A 19,619-nucleotide genomic window follows, 5' to 3' on the forward strand; every position below is an offset into this window, starting at 1 on the left:
ATTATAAATGTCAACTCAAATACAAAGACTTTACAAAGAATTTATTTTTCTTTTTTTTATGTTTTTGGGTATAATTTTAGTAAAGAAATGGAGTTTTTATGAAAAAATATTATTTTAAAGAAAAATTTTTTAAACTTACAGATAAGTATCCGATTTTGGATGAAAACGGAAATGAAGCCTATTATTTTGACCAAGATTTTAAATTTGTAGGCTACAAGGCAAAATTAAAAGATATGGATGGAAATATTTTGTTTGATATCTCCAAAAAAGTATTTTCTTTTCTACAAACTTATTATGTTGATTTTTATGATGAAAGCCATATGGAAATAAATCAGAAATTGTCTTTTTTAAAAAGAAAAGTCAGTGCTTTTTACCAAGGAAAGGAATTGACTTTAAAGGGCAACTATCTTGATCATGATTTTGAAGTTTACTTTAAAAATAATTTAATCGCCGAAATGAACAATAAGTTTTTTACTTTTACCGACCAATATGAGCTTACAGTTTATGATGAATCTTTAAGCCTTGTTCTTATAGCCTTATGTCTTTGCATAAATGAAATGAAAAATAGAGATGATGCTGCAGCTAACGCTTCAAATTAATATTGATTTTTCCTATATTTGATATATAATTATATCAACAAGAGGGAGTAGCTTAATTATTCAATCGTCATTACGGTTTTACCCGGTTGAATAAACCATCTGGTAGCAAGACTTTTGGCGATTTGTCAGAAGTCTTTTCTTTTGTAATGAAAAATTTTAAGGAGGTAGGAATGGACTATTTAGGTCAAAAAAATGATCTTGTAAAAAAACTTGACTCTGATAGTGCGAGAGGCTTATCAAAAGATCTTGCAGCTAAACGTCTTGAAGAAAACGGCCCAAATAAAATTGAATCCAAGAAGAAAAAATCTCTTGGCAAAAAAATCGCCGAACAAATTATTGACCCTATGGTAATTTTGTTGATAGTTGCATCAATCGTATCAGCCTTTACTGGAGATACTGTTGAGTGTTTTATAATTATTGCCATTGTTATTATTAATGCTATCATGTCAATTATTCAAGAAGGAAGGGCTGAAGATTCTGTTGAGGCCTTACAAAAAATGTCATCACCCGAGGCAAGTGTAATTCGTGATGGTAAAAAAATAAAAGTTAAGGCTGAAGAATTAGTTGTTGGTGATATTGTTGTAATTGAAACTGGAGATATCGTTCCGGCTGATATGCGTTTATTGGAATCATCAAATTTAAAAATCGATGAATCTTCTCTTACAGGAGAGTCTGTTGCAGCAGAAAAAAATTCTGAGGCAGTTTATGACAGCGAGGTAGGAATTGGTGATAGGGAAAATTTTGCTTTTTCATCAACAATAGTAACTTACGGACACGGAAAAGGAATTGTAACTCAAACTGGATCTGATTCAGAAATGGGAAAAATCGCATCAAGTCTTCACCAAGTTGAAGATAAGGATACACCTTTACAAAAACAATTAAATAAATTATCAAAACTTTTAGCAATTCTTGTAGTTGTCGTTTGTATAATTGTATTTGTTGTTGGATATTTTAGAACTGGCGATTCCCTATTAGAAAATTTAATGGTTGCAGTTTCTCTTGCAGTTGCAGCAATTCCTGAAGGACTTACAGCAGTTGTAACAATTGTTTTATCAATCGGAATGAACAGAATGGCTGATAGAAAAGCCATTGTAAAATCCCTAGTTTCTGTAGAAACACTAGGTGCAACAACCGCAATTTGTTCAGATAAAACTGGAACTTTAACTCAAAACGAGATGACCATTACAAAAGTTTGGACAAATGAAAAAGAATATGAAGTTGAAGGAAGTGGATACGAACCAAAAGGTCACATAAAACTTGACGATAAAAAGATAGAAGAAGAAGAAAACATCAATCTTTTGATGAAAATTTCAACTTTGTGTAATGACGCTGACCTAACAAGAGAAGGCGACCAATATAAAATTATTGGAGATCCAACAGAAGGAGCCATGCTTACATTTTCTGAAAAATGGGGAATAGTTCAAGAAGATTTGGAAGAAAAACATCCAAGACTTGAAGAAATTCCTTTTGATTCTGACAGAAAAATGATGACAACCTTCCACAACATTGAAGAAAATTATAAATCAATGACAAAGGGAGCTCCTGATATAATTATTTCAAATTCTTCAAAAATTTTATTGAATGGTGAAATTGTAGATTTCACTGAAGATTTAAAGAAAAAGGCAATGGATGAAAATAAAAATCTTGCCAAACAAGCTCTTCGTGTAATGGCTTATGCCTTTAGAGAATTTGATTCAATAAAAAATGAAGAATTGACAAGCGAAAATATAGAAAAAGACATGGTCTTTGTTGGATTAACCGGAATGATAGATCCTCCAAGACCAGAAGCAAAAAAAGCAGTAGCAGAATGTCACTCATCAGGAATTGATGTTGTTATGATTACTGGAGATTATTTAGAAACAGCCTTCGCAATTGCAAGAGATTTGGGAATTGCAGATTCCAAAGACCAAGCAATTGAAGGAAAAGAATTAAATAATATGACAGATGTTGAAATTAGAAAAATTGCCAGAGAAAAAAGAGTTTTTGCAAGAGTATCTCCGCAAAATAAAGTTCAACTTGTAAATGCCCTCCAAGAAAATGGCGAAATAGTTGCCATGACAGGAGATGGAGTAAATGATGCTCCAGCAATTAAAAATGCTGATATAGGAATTTCAATGGGAATTACAGGAACTGACGTTGCCAAAGATACTGCAAATATGATTTTGGTTGACGATAATTTTGCTACAATTGTAAATGCAGTCGAAGAAGGAAGAATAATTTTCTCAAATATTAGAAAATTTGTTTCATTCTTACTTTCATGTAACATAGCAGAAGTTTTGATTGTATTTTTGTCAATTTTATTTGGCCTACCTTCTCCACTTACACCTATTCAACTACTCTGGTTAAATCTAATAACAGATGCTTTCCCAGCACTAGCCCTTGGAGTTGAGCCTGGAGAAAAAGATATAATGGAAAGAGATCCAAGAGATCCAAAAGAATCAATAATTTCTGGAAATTTAAGAAATTCACTAATAGTTCAATCAATAGCAATTACTGTAGCAGTTTTAGCTTCCTATATAATAGGACTAAAATGGATTTTCCCAGGAAATATTGAAGGAGCTCACACAATGGTTTTTGCAACCTTAATTACAAGTGAGCTTTTGAGAGCATTTTCTGTAAGAAGTACAAAATATACCTTAAAAGAATTGGGAATTGGATCAAACAAACAATTAATAAAAGCAAATCTCTTATCATTTGCCCTACTTTTATTAGTAATGTATGTAGGACCATTAAGAAATTTATTTGAATTAGAATTAATCACTTGGCAATGGTTAGTAATTTTAGCGCTTGCCTTTATCCCATTAATTCTTGGAGAAGTTCACAAAATTAGCGTGAAAAAAAATAAATAATTTTAAAAAAGCAAGAGTTTTAATTCTTGCTTTTTTTTGGTTAATTAGTATAATGTAGTTACTAAGAGATATGAAAGTATACAACCAATCAAAAAAAAGCAGGAGCGGCAACTCCTGCTTTTTTTGCCTAATTATCGTCAATATATCTATCTAAAAATTTGCAAATATAGTGGCAAATTATACCTGCTAAGATAGAAATTACTAGAGATACGAACAAACCAATCACCCCCTAACTGTTACCAGTTTAGGTTGACGATAACAAAAATATTATATCATAATTTTTATTTCTCAGTTTTAGCATAAAAATTTTCATTGATTTTTTATTTTAAATAAGTATATTGTTTTCGAGTAAAAGAATATAGATTCATGGAATCAAAAAAGCAGGATGACAAATCTTGCTTTTTTTCTTATGTCTTAGTATAATGAAAATGACTAAAGGAACATATAGTTCATTGTAAGACTAAAAAAGCAGGAGGGCCAACTCCTGCTTTTTTTGACTAGTTTCACATTTGTCATTGACATCTAAGATTTACAAATAAAATGAACTATTGTATCATAACAAATTAGAGGTAGATTTATGAGAAAAAAAGAAAAACAAAAATATTTTATGGAAAAACTTCACCAAATTTACAATGATAAAAATTTAAATTTAACTGAAACTTGTAGGAAAAAAAATTTTAGACCAATATAAAGAATTATCAAATAATAAGACAAATATAAACTATGCCTCATATAAGCTCTATCCGTATTTAAGAGATGCCCTTTATGACAATAAGGACTCCGAACTTTTAAGTGATTTTATGAAAATAATTTTAAAATACAGATGGAAGGCATATTTTGCAATGATTTTACCTACAAGATTTTAATTTCAAAAAAGCAGGATGAAAATTTCCTGCTTTTTAGATACAATTTTATAATTTAAAAATAACACCAAACAAAGCTCCCATACCTATTATTAATAGTGGATGGATTTTTTTATATTTTCTTAATAAAAATAAAAATCCCAAAAACAAAACAAGTTGGATTAATTGAAATAAATCTAGGAAATTTCCCGTTTTTTCATATAATTTTACATTAAATAAAGAAATTACCATTACATTTAACATAGCTCCCAAAATTAGTCCTGCTGTTGATGGTCTTATAAATTCAAAGGCATTTTTTACCCTAAGAGATCTTTTAAATTTATCCATAGATTTTGCTATTATTAAAATTATTATTATTGCAGGACTTATTAATGAAAAAGTTGCAAGAATTGCCCCAACGATTCCATAGGCTTTGTATCCTGCAAAACTTGCTGCATTTATCCCTATTGCCCCGGGAGTCGATTCCGAAACTGCAATCATATCCAATAATTCTTCGCTTGTAAACCAATCATAATTTTCTGCCATTTTTTGCAAGAAAGGAAAAGTTGCCATTCCTCCTCCTATTGCAAAAAGTCCAGTTTTGAAAAATTCCCACATCAAGCTAAGCATATTTTCCTCCAAAAAGAATTCCAAAAATCCCACAAGCTATAACGATAATTATGGGTGAAATTGAAAAAATTCCTATTGCTACAAAAGTTAGTACAAATATTAAAATTTTTGTTTTTGTATTAGATGTTTTTTTTACCATATTTATTACTGTATTTAAAACTAAGGCTGAAACTGCAATTCTAATTCCAGCAAAGGCGTGTTGGATGATTAATAAATAGGAAAATTCTTTTAAAAAATTTGCAATAAGGGTGATGATTATTATTGATGGGGTGATAAAACCAAAGGAGGCAAATATCCCTCCCAAATTTCCTTTTCTTTTTCTCCCACAAAATGTTGAAGTATTTACTGCAATTATTCCAGGTGTTGTTTGTCCAATCGCATAATAATCTAGCATTTCTTCTTCTGTAATCCACTTTCTTTTATCAACCAATTCCCTTTGTAAAAGTGGAAGCATGGCATAACCTCCTCCAAAGGTAAAAGCACCTATTTTAAAAAATGTTATGTAAAGATCTAATAATATTTTCATTTTAATTCTCCTTTTAATTTATTATAGCACAAGGGATGAGATTGGCTAAATCGCTTGAATAGAGCCTTTTTATTAGTATAATAATTTTTATAGCGAAAAACGAAAGGATTTTTATGAATTTAACTTTATCTAACTCCTACTTAAAGTATTTAAATGAAATTAATGATTTATATATAGAAGCTTTTCCAAAAGCTGAAAGAAAACCAATGGATCAAATTATAAAAGTTTGCCAAAATGGTTACGGAAGAATTATTCCAATTTTAATGGATGATGAATTCGTTGGAATGTTTATAACCCTTGATTCAGATGGCGATAATACGCTTTTGATTGATTATTTTGCAATAAAAAGTGATTACAGAGGTTTAAGCCTTGGTTCAAAAGCTATTGAACTTTTAAATAAGATGGAAAATAAAACTATAATTATCGAAATTGAACCATGTATAAATGAAGCTAATAATCTTTTGCAAAGACAAAAAAGAAAGAAATTTTATGAAAACCTTGGTTTTAGGCAAACTGACATAAATATTTCTTGGTTTGGGGTTGATCTTGAATTAATGAGCCTTAATAAGACTATTAATTTTAACCACTACATAGACTTATTGACTTCAATTTTTCCAAAAGCTTACATTGAAGAAAACATTAAACTTACTTAAATCTTAAGGAGATTTTATGAAATTATTATTTGATTGTGACGGAACTATTCTAGATTCTATGCATATATGGCTAGAACCAATTGGGAAATTGTTGGATCATTATAATTTTAAACTAACAACCGAACAAAAAGGACAAATTGAATCCTTATCTTTTATTGATACTATTAGGTGGCTAAATAAAAATGTATGTCCAGAAAAAAGTGAAGAAGATTTAATAAATTATTTTTCAGATACAATTTCTAAAGCTTACAAAAATTCACTTATGCCAAAAATTGGTGCTTGTGAAATTTTAAGAAAATTAAAAAACGAAGGCTATGATATGTGCATTTGTTCATCAACTGACAAAGTTCACTTAGAAAACGCCCTAAATAGATTAGATCTTTTTAATTTATTTGATTTTATCCAAACTCCAGATAGCATTGGTTTCAAAAAAAATGAAAATGGATATTGGCAAAACGCCCTTGATAAATATAATATAAAAGCAAAAGATGCTGTTTTGTTTGATGACGCCCTTTATGCTATAAAAGCTGCAAAAAAACTCGGAATAAAAACAGTAGGAATAAAAGATTTCCCTTATAACCAAAATGAATGGGAAGAAATAAAAAAAGAAGCCGATATAATTCTCGATAATATCAAAGATATAGATATGGAAAAAATCAAAAATTTATAAAATCCAGCAAAAGTTACTATTAATGTAAAAAAATAAAATTCATATTTAAACTATCTAAACAAAGCCCATTTTAGTAATTTATAAATTTGTTGTATATAAGAAGCTTAGAGTTTTCTTGAGATATCTCGACTTCGCTCGATATGGGTTTTGTATTGTTTTTTTATTAATTCATTTATTAATTAAACAACTAACTTTATACAAACTCAAAAACCACCAAAATCATGATTCTGACTTTTAACAAAGTATAAAATCTGAATCACAAAACGGTGGTTTTTTTTATCTAAACTCTGCAAACTTCAAATTCTTTTTCATCTTCTTTCTGAGTAAAAATAAAGAAAGTATTCCTTTTATTATTGAGGTTATAGTCATTGATAGCCAGATTCCCAAAACCCCAAAATATGGAATTAATAAAAATGAGATTGGAATTCTTGCCGCATTAAAAATTACAGAAATAGCAGATGGAGTTCTTGTATCAGATAAACCTTGAAAAACTCCAGTAGAACCAATTTCTAACGACATCATTAATTGGCTTGCTGAAAGAATAGCCAAATATTTTGCCCCCAAATTAATTGTTTCAATATCGCCTGGCACAAAAACTTTAAACAAAGAATTTCTAAAGCAAAAAAGAATAATTGTAGCAATAAGTCCGATTGTTCCAACAAGTTTCAAACTTTCTTTCACGCCTTTTTTTACCCTATCAACAAGACCTGCACCATAATTTTGAGCAATCAAAGATTGAACTACAGATTGACAACCTTCGGTTGTTTTCCAAGAAATAGATTCTAATTGACTTCCTATTGAATAAACAGCAACTGGCTTTGGTCCAAATCCTGCCATAAGTTTATTCAAAACTATAGTTATTATAGCATGAATCCCATTAATAAAAGAAACAGGAAGACCTAGTTTAAAAATTCTTTTTTGCCATTTTGTAGATAAAGTAAAGTTTTCTAAAGAATTTTTAATAACTCCCTCTTTTCTTCTCATCACAAATAAAAAAATTAAAAATACAGTAGCTTGACCTGTAACAGTTGCAATTGCTGCTCCTCTTATTCCCATAGCTGGAATTGGTCCAAAGCCAAAAATAAAAAGAGGATCCAAAATAATATTAAGAACAAGACCAATAGTATTTATTTTAAAAGGAGTCACACTCTCACCAATTGAGTAAAATGATTGGGAGAAAATAGGATTTAAAAAAACAAACAAGTAACCTAAAGTAGTAATAGAAAGATATTGGTTAGCAAAATAAGAAACTTCCTTTCCAAGCTTATAAAAATCAATAATATAAGTTTTAAAAGTCAAAATCAAAGATATGTAAATAATTGATGTTATAAATCCCTGAAAATATCCATTTTGAAGAATCAAAGACGTAAGTTTTTTATCTTTTCTACCATAAGCTTGGGCAGCATAAACCCCTCCGCCAATCTTTGCAATCAAAGATAAAGCCTCTGCAATCCAAGCCAAAAAATAAGAAACTCCAACAGCAGCAACAGCATTTGAACCAATTCTTCCAATCCACACCATATCGACCAAGGTGTATGCAATTTGGACAAAAGCTGTAAGAGTCAAAGGTATAGATAAAATTATCAAAGACTTTCTAATATTATCTTTTGTTAGATCAATACTTTTTCTTTTCTCCATAAAAACTCCTTTCCTTATTTAAATCACCTTATTAAAGCTAAAAAATAAATAAATCCATTATAATCTCCTAAATTTTACAAAAAATAAATTAAATTGTCAATATTTATCAAAATAAGAAAAATTTTAAATAATAAAAAAATCAAAAATTAAAATTTGCAAAATAAAAAAGCTGCAAAATATTTTTCATATTTTGCAGCCAAGTATTTTTACTAGAATCTCAATGATAAGCAGGTTAAACTTCCATCAATTTTTTTAAACTCATCTGTATCTACAACTTTTACAGGATATCCTAAAGATTTTATATGTTCAAGAGTTTTTGGAAATCCCTTTGGTACCATAACAGTTCCATTAATATATAAGGAATTAATCGCATATAATTCATCTTTTTCAACAACATATCTATTAAATTTTTGAAAATCTTCTACTTCATTCATTTTTTCACTTACTAACATATTATTATTTTCTAAATAAATTGCAAAATCTTTTAAATGAAGACCTTCAGTAACTTCAACTGTAGAAGTAGTATATCCAAATTTCTTAACAATTTCATCAAATTGTCTAGCTCCTTCAGCATTTGTTCTTTCAGATTGTCCAATATAAAAATGTTTATCAACCAACATTACATCTCCACCTTCCATAGTTCCTGGAGCTTCGATATAAAAAATTTGATCGTCATTATAGAATTTTTTCAAAGGTTCAATAATTTCATGTTTTTCACCATTACGGCTTTCTCTAGGAGAATTAGTAACAATTGCACATTCTTTCATAACTACAGCTGGATCTTCAACAAAACATGAATCAGGATATTCTTCCAAAGCTTTCAAAACCAAAACATCAAGACCCAAATCTTCCAAAGTTTTAACATACCCATCATGTTGTTTCAAAGAATCTTCATAAATAGGAGCCTCCTCGGAAAACATCCCAGTAGAAATTCCTTCAATCATAGCCTTACATGGTTTTCTTACAATAGCATTTTTAAATTCTAACATTGATACACCTCTATTTTTTTATTTTCAAATAATTATTTTTTGTCTCTACAAAATTATTTTATTAAAAAACGCCCTTTTATAGAGCGTTTAATTTATTCTATTATCAATGAACTTTCTTTATCAAATAAATAAGATTTTTCCATATCGAATGCGAATTTTCTTTTTTCTCCAACTTTTGCTTTTGTTGAAGGTTTTACTCTTGCTGTTATTTGATCATCACCAAGGTCAAAATATAAATAAACTTCTGCTCCCATTAGTTCATAAACTCTTATTGGAGCTTCAATTATTGATCCTTTATCTGTTTTTTCTAAATAATCGTCATCATCATATAAAGATTCTGGTCTTATTCCAAAAACAACTTTTTTTCCTATATAGTTTTTATCTTCAAGGACACGGCCTTTTTCTTCTGGAAGTTTTAATTTGATGTAATCATTTTTTACATAAATTCCATCATCTTCCTTTAAAACTTCTACATCAATCAAATTAATTTGAGGAGAGCCTATAAATCCTGCCACAAATAAGTTTTTTGGGTGGTCGTAAAGGTTTTGTGGGGTATCAATTTGTTGAACTACTCCGTCTTTCATTACAACGATTCTTGTTCCAAGTGTCATTGCTTCTGTTTGGTCATGGGTTACATAAATCATTGTAGTTCCCAATTTTTGGTGGAGTTTTGAAATTTCTATTCTCATTTGAACCCTAAGTTTAGCATCCAAGTTACTTAAAGGCTCATCCATCAAAAATACCTTTGGATTTCTAACAATAGCTCGTCCCATGGCAACTCTTTGCCTTTGACCACCCGATAATTGTTTTGGTTTTCTCTTTAATAAATTTTCTATTCCCAAAATTTGGGCAGCCTCTTTTACTTTTTTGTCAATTTCGTCTTTTGGCATTTTTTTGATTTTTAGAGAAAATGCCATATTATCATAAACTGTCATGTGCGGATAGAGGGCATAGTTTTGAAAAACCATGGCTATATCCCTATCTTTTGGTAAAACATCATTTACAACTTTGTCGTCTATTTTTAATTCTCCAGAACTAATTTCTTCTAGTCCTGCAATCATCCTCAAAGTCGTGGATTTTCCACATCCTGATGGGCCAACGAAAATTATAAATTCCTTATCTTCTATTTCCATATTAAAATCTTTGACAGCGTGAAAGCCGTTGTCGTAAATTTTATTTATATTTTTCAAACTTAAATTTGCCATTTTTTCTCCTTTAATATTAGAATCTACAGGGTAAATTTTAATATTTCGAATTCATTTCCTATTTTTTTCTATAATTTTTTTCAAAAATTCTTCTTTTTCTTTTAAATTTTCCATTGAAGTGAATTTGAAGGACCAGTTTTTATCGTCTAAAGTTGCTGGAGTGTTGATTCTCGCTTCATCTCCCAAGCCCAAAATATCTTGGAGAGGAATTATTACATATTCACTATCTCTTCTCATGGCAAATTCAAAAAAATCTTCTGCTGTATTTTTGTTTTTTATACCAAGTTTTTCAAATAATTTTCTTATATCTTCTCTTCTTCCTTCACTCAATCCCTCATACCAATCCATTAAGGTCTTGTTGTCGTGAGTTCCTGTGTAGGCTACTGAATTTTTTGGGGCATAAATATATTCTTCTTCTTTTGGTTTTAAAAATTCTTGGATTATAACCATGCCTTTTAGGTCAAAATAATCTCTAAGTTCATAAACTTCTGGTCTTATTTCTCCCAAATCTTCTGCTATAAATTCTACATCTTTTAATTCCTTTTTTACTTTTTCAAATAATTCATAGCCTGGTGCAAGAAGCCACTTTCCTTTGATTGCCGTTTCTTCTTTTGCATCAATAACCCAATAGGTATCAAAGGCTCTGAAGTGATCAAGTCTTACTATATCGTAAAGTTTTCCGTTATAGGCAAGTCTATTAATCCAAAATGAATAATCATCTTCTTTTATTTTTTCCCAATTATAAATTGGATTTCCCCATCTTTGTCCTGTTGCTGAAAAATTATCTGGTGGAACTCCTGCTATTGATTTTGGATTTCCCTCTTTTGTTATTTGGAAATATTTTTGATTTTCCCAAACATCAAGGCTATCAAGTCCAACATAAAATGGAATATCTCCTACAATTTTTATTTGGTTTTTGTTGGCATAAGCCTTTAAATCCATCCATTGTTTGTAAAAAACATATTGGATAAAAATTTCATAATTAATTTTATCTTGGTAAGGGGCCAAATCGAATTTTTTATCAACAATCCAATTTTTCATCTCATCTGGCCACTCATTCCAAGATTTTAAGCCATTTTCTTTTTTTAGAGTGATAAAAACTCCATAATTATAGACAAAATCAAATTTTAAAAATTCTTTGTAAGATTCATCTTCATATCCCCTATTTTTTTTGAAATTTTCATAGGCAATTTTCAAATATTTTCCCTTAAATTCGCGAACAAAGTTATAGTCTATTATATCTTTTTGTTCAATTTTAGGTGGATTTTCACAAAGAAGTCCATCTTCATGTAAAAGTTCTAGACTTATATAAATTTCATCTCCAGCAAATGAGGAATATGGTTGGTAGGGAGAATTTCCATAGCCCAAGGGATTTAAAGGCAAAATTTGCCACATATCAAATCCCGACTTTTTTATTATATCTATGAATTCATATGCTTTTTTTCCAAAATCTCCAACCCCATGTTCACCGTTTAGACTTTGAAGTGGTAATAAAATACCTGCTTTTTTCATTTTTACTCCTAACTAACTATTTCTTTTGTTGTTTTTCCTATATATAATTTCGCATCAAATTTTGTTATCTTTTCATATTCTTTTTTATTTATTATTTTAAATAAATCTTTTACAGACTTATAGGCAATTTCTGATGCTGGCTGGATAATTGTTGTGATTGGTTTTAATAAATATTTGTTCATTTCTATTCCATCAAAACCTACAATTGAATAATCTTCTGGTACTTTTTTTCCAAAATCATCTATGGCCTTAATTGCTCCAATGGCAACCGTATCTGATATGGCAAAAATCGCTGTACAATCTACATTTTCTTTGACAATTTTTTTACCAATCTCGTATCCATGTTCTAGGGAATAAGGATTTACTCCTTTTTTGGGAGAAAAAATTAAATTTTCATCAAATTTTAAGCCTTCATCTTCAAGTGCTTTTTTGTAACCCATAAGCCTTAACTTTCCTATACTTTCATCGTCTGTTCTTGGTGCAATGAAGGCGATTTTTTTGTGGCCGAGACTTATCAAATATTTTACTATTTTTTCGCTTTGAATAAAATCATCTATGCCTAAGCAAGCTGACCTGTTAATTTCTAAATCCTTATTTATTATTGTTGTCATTGTAAAAGGAATATCTAGAGCTTTTAAACTTTTCCTATCATTTACAAAATATCCACCCAAAAATATTATCCCCTCAGGTTTTAGATTTTTTACAACCTTATGGGCAATTTCAACCTCGTTTGAATTCTCTTCTACCTTTTGTAGGGCAAAAGTGTAGCCTTTTTTTGTAATTTCTTCTTCAAGAACTTTTAGCATGGGAGTAAAAAATGGATTGGTAATTCCTTTAATTAGGACAGCTATGGTTTTTGTTTTTGTTATTTTTAAGTTTCTAGCATTTTGATTTGGAACGTAACCAACTTCATTTATTGTTTTAATAATTTTTTTTCTAGTTTTTTCACTAATTTCCCCACCATTATTGATAGCTCTTGAAACTGTGCTAACACTTACTCCACACAAAGATGCTATTTCTTTTATGGTTACTCTTTTCACTTTTTTATCCTTTTATAGCTCCAGCAGCAACTCCTTTTACAATATGTTTTTGCATAGTTAAATAAAATACTATTACAGGTAACATTGATAATACAAGCATAGCCATCATTGCTCCCAAATCTTTATTTCCATTACTTCCAACAAGCATTTGGATTACAACTGGAATAGTTTTATATGGTGTACTTACTCCTATTACAAGATATGGAAGAAGATAATCATTCCAAATCCACATTGTATTTAATATTGCAACTGTAATTGCTGTTGGTTTTAAAATAGGAAGAATAATATAAAAGAAATGCTTTATTGGCGAACATCCATCTATCATTGATGCTTCTTCGATTTCTATTGGAATTGATTTTATAAATCCTGAAAACATAAATACTGAAAGTCCACTTCCAAATCCCAAATACAAAATAACCATACCAATAGGATTATTTAAATGAAGCATATCTGCAACTTTTATTGTTGGAAACATAACCATTTGGAATGGAACTATCATTGAAAATACAAATAAATAATAAATTATTTTTGTAAATTTATTTTTTACTCTAGTTAAATAATAAGCTGTCATTGCTGAAAAAAGTACAACAACTGCAACTGAGACTATTGTTATAAAAAATGACCAACCTGCTGCTTGGAAAAATCCTGTTCTTGCAAGACCAGAAATATAATTTTCAAGACCTGCAAAAGATTCTCCTGTAGGAAGGGTAAATGGTGAATCACTTATAAAAAATTTTCCCTTAAAAGAATTTATTAAAATAAAACCAATTGGAAATAGGAAAATAAAAAGTAGAAACAACATTATTACAAACAAAATTGCATTTATAGTTTTTTCTTTCATTATTGTTCCACCTCTTTTTCTCTAGTAAGTTTGATTTGAAGATAAGCTATAAAGGCTACAATTATAAAAAATATTACGGCCTTTGCTTGTCCAACTCCTTCAAATCCATTTCTTGAAAACATTGTATCAACTATATTCATAGCAAGCATTTCAGTTTTATACATTGGAGCTCCTGCAGTTAAAGCAAGGTTTTGGTCGTATAATTTGAAACTATTTGTAAGGGTTAAAAATGTACAAATTGTAATTGATGGCATTACCATTGGAATTGTGATTGATTTTAAAATTTGCCATTTACTTGCTCCATCAATTTCTGCAGCTTCTATCAAAGCAGGTGGCACATTTTGAAGGCCTGCTATATAAATTACCATCATATAGCCAATCAATTGCCAATTCATAAGAATTACCAAGCCCCAAAAACCAAATTTAGGATTTGCCAAAAGTGTTTGACCAAATTTTAATAAAAATGAATCGATCATAACTTGCCATGTATAACCAAGGACTATTCCACCGATTAAATTAGGCATGAAAAATACAGTCCTAAATAAATTTTTCCCTCTAATTTTTCGTGTAAGAATAACAGCAAGTGCAAATGCCAAAACATTAATAGAAATAACACAAATTATTGTAAAAATTATTGTAAATACAAAGGCCTTACCAAATCTTTGTCCACTTGAAAGAGCTGTTATATAATTTTGAAAACCTACGAATTCGGAATTAAAAATTGTAGTGAATTTTGTAAAGGATAAACCAATTCCTAAAATAAATGGAATAATAAAAACTATACAAAAAACTAAAAAAGTAGGTAAGACAAAAAATGGGAAATATTTTTTCAATATTTTTTCCATAAAAACCTCCTTTATGGATTTGTTTTTTAAAAAAAGTCCGAATGTAGAACTTATAAAATTTTCATACATTCAGACTTTTTATTAGGATAGATTAATTAAAATTATCTTTTAAGCTTTATTTTTGAGCTGCTTTTTCATCTTTCCAAGACTCAACGAAAGAATCTTTTACTTGGTCCCATTTCATTTCTCCAGATGCATATTGACCTAAAGCTTGACCAAAGAAATCCTTAAATGCTTGACTTGGGAATGATGTGAAATTCCAATCAATATTATATAAGTCTTCATCTGACATATATTTTACAACTTCCTTAGCAAGAGGATCTGATGGTTGATCAGTTTCTTTAAATGTATCAAATGGTGAAATAAATCCAAGATCTTTTGTTACAAATTCTTTTCCTTTTTTAGATGTAAATAGCCATTTCAAAAATTCTTCTGTAGCTTTTTGATCTTTTTCACTAGCTTTTGAATTTATTGAGAAGAAGTTTTCAGTACCAACACAAATACCTTGTTTTTCTTCGCCTTTAACTCCTGTATAAATTGGTAAGAATTTAATATTTTCTTCCTTAACTTTATTTCCAGAAACTTCTGAAATTTGGCTCCATGCCCAGTTTCCGTTTTGAACAAATGCAGCTTTTTCAAGAGCAAATTCAGCCATAGAATCTGTAACTGATTTTCCTGTCAAAGCATTTTTTTCTACTGTAGAATTATTTATATAAAGATCGAAAATATTTTTATAATTTTTCGCATATTTAAATTTAACTTCATCCATATCCTTTACTTTATTGTCTTTATATTCATAATAAATTGGTAAATTTGCAAGATGAGTTTGCCATCTCCAATCTTCACCCGGTTTTAAGGAAGTAGAAGCGAAAGCTCCGTCAATACCAAGGTCAGCTTTTTTTTCTTGCATATCCTCAGCAACTTCTTTCAATTTTTCAAAATCATTAATTTCATCAACACTTTTAATTTTTGCGCCGTCAAGTTTTATATATTTTTGTAAAATTGCATCGTTATAGATAAGTCCATATCCTTCAACAACATAAGGAATACCAAAAACACCTTCTCCATCCTTAACAGCAAGTTCTTTGTCTATAAGATGTTTATAAAGTTCAGAATCCTTCAAATCTTTTGTATAATCTTTCCAGTTTTGATATCCAATAGGTCCATTAATTTGAAAAAGAGTAGGGGCATCAGATTTTGTAATTTCTGCCTTCAAAGTTTTTTCGTAAGTACCACTTGCAGCAGTAACAACTTTTACAGGAACACCTGTTTCATCAGTATAAGTTTTTGCAATCTCATTCCAAACTTTTTCAACTTCTGGTTTGAAATTTAAATAATAAACTGAACCTTTTGCACTTTCACCACTTGCTTGGTTAGAAGTATTATCAGCATCCTTTTTTTGCCCACAGGATGTGAGAGTTAAAGATGTTGCAAGAAGCAAGGCTGTTGTTAATAACGTTTTCTTAAATTTCATAAAAAAATTCCTCCATTTTTAATTTTCCCGTACACCAAAAATATTTTTAAAATAATAGCTAAAACTATGAATTTAATTTAATAATTTTAAATTTTAAAATCCCTATAACTTAGAAGCATTTTATGCAAACTATTTTCGGTACCGTTTCCGTAAATTCACTATATCATATAAAAAAATAAAAATCAAGCTTTTAATTAATTATTCTTAAAATATAATCATCCTTTACTTCTTTATTTTTAAATCTTTTAAGAAACATTTGTATTTTTCCAAAAAAATATTTTTAGTTTTTCAAAGTTTTTTACTATAAAAATACAAAAATTATAACATTTTCCCAAAATAAAAAAGACCCTAAAGTCTTTCATACTGTTGACAAAGTATATAAATCCTCATGCTAAGAATATCATTCGGAAAAAATTGATTTGATTTCAAATTTGAAAATTCGTCAAAAATCGCACTCTAAAATTTAAAGCTATGATTATTTTTTTAATAAATTAAATTCAATTAAATTTTAATTCCTCGTTTTATTCCGAGGGATAAATATTAAAATCGTGCCACTGGCACAATTTTAAGCTATTTATCTGTCCTCGCGTTAGCGAGTTTGCGATTTTAGAATGTCAAATTTAGAAATCAACAATTTTTGGAGTCAGATATTCGTGATTGAGGGTTTGTCTACGCTCTGAAAGACCCTAAGGTCTTTATTTTTAAGTAAATAATATCAAAAAATAAATTTCTTGCTCATAAAATTAGTAAACCATATATCCAATTATATTTGTAAAGAAAAAGGTAAATATTAACAAGATATTTAAAAACAAAAATACATAATTTTTATTTTTTACAGAAAAAATTGATCCTATAATCCCACATATAGGACACAAATATAAACTTGTAAATCCTAAGGGTCTAAGTCCTTTACCAAATATAAATTCCATTGACTCATATGGGACAATTATTGAAATTATCAAAATTATTATAGCAAATAAAAATATATAAATTTCTGGTCTTTTTTTCATATTTTCTCCTAAAGCATTTCCAAAAAACTTACAATCATCAAAATAAATGACCCTATCATAGTTAAAATATTAAAAAACATATTATTTTTTTCTTTTTTAATAAATATTTTATAAATCATCCCACTAAATACAATTGCCGTAAATATTGCATTTGGAGCATTTGTAGGAAGTTTTTTTAACCATGAAATTATCATAACTATAATATATGCTATTACTCCTCCAATAATTTGATAATCTGAAATATTATTTTTCATTTCTCCTCCTGTTTTTTTCTGGCAAATATTTCCAATATTTTTTTGGCATATTTGAAATCATAAGTTTTTTATTTTTTCGCTCTTTTATAGAAATTGCATCATAAAATCCTATCCAAAGATTTTGAAAAAATTTCTCTTGGTCACTTTCTTCTATATCGAGATTTAAAATTTCTACAACTTCTACATTTCCATAAATTGAAATAAATGCTTTTTTTCTATTTTTATCGTAAATAATAAATTTTTCCTTGGGCATTCTTCTTAGAAAATGTCTAGAAAGATCTTCCAAAATATTATTGTGGGATTCGTACTCAGAAAATAAAAATCCCTCTTGAATTTCTCTAAATCTCAATAGCCCCTTATAAGCATGAGCTTCGCTTGTATAATTTTTTATCATTTTATTAAAAGTTATAGCATATTTATTAGTAGAATTTATAATATTTTCTCCTTTTAGAAAAGAGAGTTTTATAAGCCTTGCAATTATTATGTCCTTATTTTTATAATCTGACCTAAAGGCTATTTTTATTTGATAAAAAAATTCTTTTGATATATTTTTCTTTATAGAATTTTCTACCCTTCCTGCCTTATCATATTCAGTTTTTATAAAAGTCTGATCAAAAAAAGAAATTTGATTATTTTCACATTCAATTCTAATTTTAAAAAGTTCTTTATAAAAAATAAAAATTACTGTCAAAAATCCTTCAAGTGACCCATCATATACAATATTTTTCATATTTTTACCCAAAAAGTGATAATTGTTCAAAAGATTTAGGATCAGAAAGGCTCATAGTATCTTTTAAATCTTTTTGATCTTTAAATTTAAAGCCTTGATATTTTCCATTTACAGTTATAAAATTTCTTGCTCTTTTTACAGAAATATTCAACTTTTTTAAATGCCAATACTCAAGTTTTCTGAATTTTCTTGCATTTATGATTTTTCTTGCTGAAATTCTTCCAATACCTGGAATTTTTATTAAATCAGAAAAGCTTGCCTTATTTATTTCAATAGGAAATTTATCAATATTATTTATTGCCCAATTAGTTTTTGGATCAATTCTTAGGTCAAAGTTTTTATTTTTATTATTTAATAAATCAGAAGATTTAAAGTCATAAAATCTCAAAAGCCAATCAGCCTGGTAGAGTCTATGTTCTCTTAAAAGAGGCGCTTTTTTAATATCTTTAGTAAATTCACTTTTTACTACAGGAACAAAAGCTGAATAAAAAACTCTTTTTAATGAATAAGAATTATATAAATTTTCTGCCCTATTTACTATATCAAAATCAGATTCTCCTCCTGCTCCAATTATCATTTGAGTAGTTTGGCCTGCAGGGAGGAATTTTGGAGTATGCCTATACAATTTTATTTCATTTTTTCTTTGAATTATTTTTTCCTTGGCAAAATTCATAGAAGATTCTATAGCCTTGGTAGATTTTTGGGGAGCTAAAATTTTTAGAGAATTGTCTGATGGAAGTTCAACATTAACACTCATCCTATCAACCAAAATCCCCATTTTTTTAACTAAATCAGAATCAGCTCCAGGTATAGATTTCATATGTATATATCCATTATAATTATAATCATTTCTCAAAATATCTGCAGTTTTTATCAAAAGCTCCATTGTATAATTTGAATTTTTGATAATTCCTGATGATAAAAATAAACCTTCTATATAATTTCTCCTATAAAAATTAATAGTCAAATCAGCCACTTCTCTTGGAGTAAATTCTGCTCGTTTTGTGACATTTGATGACCTATTTACACAATATTCACAATCATACACACACTTATTGGTAAATAAAATTTTCAAAAGAGAAATACACCTTCCATCCTCGCTCCAAGAATGACAAATCCCAGAAATATGACCATTACCCAATCCTTTTGAAGAATTTTTTCTATTCGATCCTGAAGATGAACAAGACACATCATACTTGGCAGCATCTGTTAATATCTCTAATTTTTCCAAAATATCCATAGCTATCCCTTTCTATTTTAGACTTTTACTGTCCTATAATTATATAGGAATTTTTTAAACTTTCAAGAAAAA

Annotated in this window: 18 protein-coding genes; 4 read left to right on the plus strand and 14 right to left on the minus strand. The window is 28.8% G+C overall.

Annotated elements, in window-relative coordinates; all coding sequences use genetic code 11:
• Positions 1 to 98 precede the first annotated feature (98 nt).
• Together ASHG_RS08530 and ASHG_RS08535 are read left to right on the plus strand one after the other, a co-directional pair.
• On the plus strand, positions 99 to 599 hold the full coding sequence (locus tag ASHG_RS08530) for an LURP-one-related/scramblase family protein (protein ID WP_040398859.1): 501 nt from the start codon (positions 99 to 101) through the stop codon (positions 597 to 599).
• A gap of 170 nt (positions 600 to 769) precedes the next feature.
• On the plus strand, positions 770 to 3,448 hold the full coding sequence (locus ASHG_RS08535) for a cation-translocating P-type ATPase (RefSeq protein ID WP_040398860.1): 2,679 nt from the start codon (positions 770 to 772) through the stop codon (positions 3,446 to 3,448).
• A 911-nt stretch (positions 3,449 to 4,359) separates the two neighbouring features.
• Here the strand turns inward: ASHG_RS08535 and ASHG_RS08545 are convergent.
• Positions 4,360 to 4,920, minus strand: coding sequence for a chromate transporter (locus ASHG_RS08545; RefSeq protein ID WP_040398861.1), 561 nt, complete (start codon positions 4,918 to 4,920; stop codon positions 4,360 to 4,362).
• The gene (locus ASHG_RS08550; protein ID WP_040398862.1) at positions 4,913 to 5,446 is read right to left on the minus strand and encodes a chromate transporter; all 534 of its coding nucleotides are present in this window, start codon (positions 5,444 to 5,446) and stop codon (positions 4,913 to 4,915) included. The genes ASHG_RS08545 and ASHG_RS08550 overlap by 8 nt, the downstream gene beginning before the upstream one ends.
• A 113-nt stretch (positions 5,447 to 5,559) precedes the next feature.
• Between ASHG_RS08550 and ASHG_RS08555 the strand changes: the two genes are divergently transcribed.
• Positions 5,560 to 6,099 (plus strand): GNAT family N-acetyltransferase, encoded by a 540-nt coding sequence (locus ASHG_RS08555; protein ID WP_040398863.1) that lies wholly within the window; start codon positions 5,560 to 5,562, stop codon positions 6,097 to 6,099.
• A 16-nt stretch (positions 6,100 to 6,115) separates the two neighbouring features.
• The gene (locus ASHG_RS08560) at positions 6,116 to 6,769 is read left to right on the plus strand and encodes an HAD family hydrolase (protein ID WP_040398864.1); all 654 of its coding nucleotides are present in this window, start codon (positions 6,116 to 6,118) and stop codon (positions 6,767 to 6,769) included.
• Positions 6,770 to 7,045: 276 nt separating this feature from the next.
• Here the strand turns inward: ASHG_RS08560 and ASHG_RS08565 are convergent, their stop codons facing one another.
• The 12 genes from ASHG_RS08565 to ASHG_RS08620 form a co-directional block, all read right to left on the minus strand.
• Positions 7,046 to 8,407, minus strand: a complete 1,362-nt coding sequence (locus tag ASHG_RS08565; protein WP_040398865.1) for an MATE family efflux transporter — start codon at positions 8,405 to 8,407, stop codon at positions 7,046 to 7,048.
• 209 nt (positions 8,408 to 8,616) lie between these two features.
• Positions 8,617 to 9,396 carry a dimethylarginine dimethylaminohydrolase family protein gene (locus ASHG_RS08570; protein ID WP_040398866.1) on the minus strand — a complete coding sequence of 260 codons (780 nt, stop codon included), beginning with the start codon at positions 9,394 to 9,396 and terminating at the stop codon, positions 8,617 to 8,619.
• A 92-nt stretch (positions 9,397 to 9,488) separates the two neighbouring features.
• Positions 9,489 to 10,601, minus strand: coding sequence for an ABC transporter ATP-binding protein (locus tag ASHG_RS08575; protein ID WP_040398867.1), 1,113 nt, complete (start codon positions 10,599 to 10,601; stop codon positions 9,489 to 9,491).
• Between the two features lie 51 nt (positions 10,602 to 10,652).
• Complete coding sequence (malQ, locus tag ASHG_RS08580; protein WP_040398868.1) at positions 10,653 to 12,113, minus strand: 4-alpha-glucanotransferase; 1,461 nt, start codon at positions 12,111 to 12,113, stop codon at positions 10,653 to 10,655.
• A gap of 8 nt (positions 12,114 to 12,121) precedes the next feature.
• Entirely contained in the window at positions 12,122 to 13,153 is a 1,032-nt protein-coding gene (locus ASHG_RS08585) for a LacI family DNA-binding transcriptional regulator (RefSeq protein ID WP_040398869.1), read from the minus strand.
• Between the two features lie 4 nt (positions 13,154 to 13,157).
• A complete protein-coding gene (locus ASHG_RS08590; RefSeq protein ID WP_040398870.1) occupies positions 13,158 to 13,994 on the minus strand; it encodes a carbohydrate ABC transporter permease in 837 nt (278 codons plus the stop codon).
• Positions 13,994 to 14,839: a carbohydrate ABC transporter permease gene (locus ASHG_RS08595; RefSeq protein WP_040398871.1), complete on the minus strand. Its 846-nt coding sequence runs from the start codon at positions 14,837 to 14,839 to the stop codon at positions 13,994 to 13,996. The genes ASHG_RS08590 and ASHG_RS08595 overlap by 1 nt, the downstream gene beginning before the upstream one ends.
• A gap of 115 nt (positions 14,840 to 14,954) precedes the next feature.
• Positions 14,955 to 16,313, minus strand: coding sequence for an ABC transporter substrate-binding protein (locus ASHG_RS08600; protein WP_040398872.1), 1,359 nt, complete (start codon positions 16,311 to 16,313; stop codon positions 14,955 to 14,957).
• A 743-nt stretch (positions 16,314 to 17,056) separates the two neighbouring features.
• Positions 17,057 to 17,323, minus strand: coding sequence for a hypothetical protein (locus ASHG_RS08605; protein ID WP_040398873.1), 267 nt, complete (start codon positions 17,321 to 17,323; stop codon positions 17,057 to 17,059).
• Positions 17,324 to 17,331: 8 nt separating this feature from the next.
• On the minus strand, positions 17,332 to 17,577 hold the full coding sequence (locus tag ASHG_RS08610; RefSeq protein ID WP_040398874.1) for a hypothetical protein: 246 nt from the start codon (positions 17,575 to 17,577) through the stop codon (positions 17,332 to 17,334).
• Complete coding sequence (locus ASHG_RS08615; RefSeq protein WP_040398875.1) at positions 17,567 to 18,307, minus strand: TIGR03915 family putative DNA repair protein; 741 nt, start codon at positions 18,305 to 18,307, stop codon at positions 17,567 to 17,569. Before ASHG_RS08615 ends, ASHG_RS08610 begins: the two co-directional genes overlap by 11 nt.
• 4 nt (positions 18,308 to 18,311) lie before the next feature.
• Positions 18,312 to 19,547: a putative DNA modification/repair radical SAM protein gene (locus ASHG_RS08620; protein WP_040398876.1), complete on the minus strand. Its 1,236-nt coding sequence runs from the start codon at positions 19,545 to 19,547 to the stop codon at positions 18,312 to 18,314.
• Positions 19,548 to 19,619 lie beyond the last annotated feature (72 nt).

Origin of the sequence: Anaerococcus senegalensis JC48 (assembly GCF_000321005.1) — a bacterium.
In the GTDB taxonomy this organism is placed as follows: Bacteria; Bacillota; Clostridia; order Tissierellales; family Peptoniphilaceae; genus Anaerococcus; species Anaerococcus senegalensis.